This is a genomic window from Psychrobacter sp. AOP7-B1-24, from assembly GCF_052376215.1.
Lineage (GTDB): Bacteria > Pseudomonadota > Gammaproteobacteria > Pseudomonadales > Moraxellaceae > Psychrobacter.
The window spans coordinates 1-1,051 of record NZ_JBQSVL010000181.1 but is presented as its reverse complement, the minus strand read 5'-3'; the positions used below and the strand labels follow the sequence as shown (position 1 = coordinate 1,051).

Below are 1,051 nucleotides of genomic sequence, written 5' to 3'. Positions count from 1 at the left end.
GTTGTACGGTTTCTTCAGCATAGCTCACTCTGGTTCAGCATACGTTGGGAGTCTACCAACTACATACCATTTGTCATTATACTTATCTATGATAGTTACTGATTCCTTAAAAAACACCGACTTTCGCCCCACCCCCTCAAAACCCGTATCCCAGCTAATCTCAACGTGCGTAGGAATGACATTCTTGCCGCCTCCACGAAACATCTCAGAAATCTCTTTACCGCCCCCTTCTATGTAATGCCGAGTAATATGTACCCATATCATCTCGCCATCATGCAGCTTGACCTCTTCATCATATTCAATGGTCATGGTTTTGGGCTTAAATAATGAGCTACAAGATGATAACGGTAGTAGGCACAAGGCTAGTATCAGGGGTTTGAGGAAGGATTTTATGGTCATGTGATGTTTTCTCTAATAGTGAGCCTTCTTAATTTTAAAGTTAGTTACTTGTTAGCGTGAATATTAAATAGTGATTTTTCAGGAACGAGTAATTTTTCTTTGGTTATATACTCTTCAGTCTGAACTTTCCCAGTGCCTTTCTCTCCGTATCTATTGTTGCCCCAGAACCATGCATATCCGTTATTATCAATAAACCCATGAAAACTATTTCCTCTTACAAACTGATTAACATGAATATTATTCATTATTTCTATAGGGTTAGTATAATAATTCATCGAAATACCATTATTTGAACGAGTCGCATATGCTCCCCAAATAAATAGTTTTCCATTTACTGTATTTGCAGCACTATCACTAATAGCAACAACTTTATTCAGACCTTGTATTTTTGTTGGCACTGAAAAATCTTTACTTGTTGTACCCTGTGCAGTTTCACCGTTTACACTATTTCCCCAGCTATAAACTGAACCATTATCAAGTAATACTACTCTGCCATTACTATCTGCTAAACTCACTGCTTTACTTGGAAGTTCTACTTTATTAGGTGGGTAATATAGTTCACCTCTATCGTTCCTCTTGGGTTCAATACCTAGAATTCCCGTTTGAGTCGTTCTTAATCCAGTCGTAAATACTTCACCCTCTTCACTTAAAT

The 1,051-nt window shown here is 37.7% G+C and carries 2 protein-coding genes; both read right to left on the bottom strand.

Annotated elements, in window-relative coordinates; genetic code table 11:
• Positions 1-24: 24 nt before the first annotated feature.
• Positions 25-360, bottom strand: a complete 336-nt coding sequence (locus ACT3QP_RS14870; protein WP_444526037.1) for a hypothetical protein — start codon at positions 358-360, stop codon at positions 25-27.
• An 83-nt stretch (positions 361-443) separates the two neighbouring features.
• On the bottom strand, positions 444-1,051 hold a 608-nt coding region (locus tag ACT3QP_RS14865), incomplete at its 5' end, for a hypothetical protein (protein ID WP_444526036.1).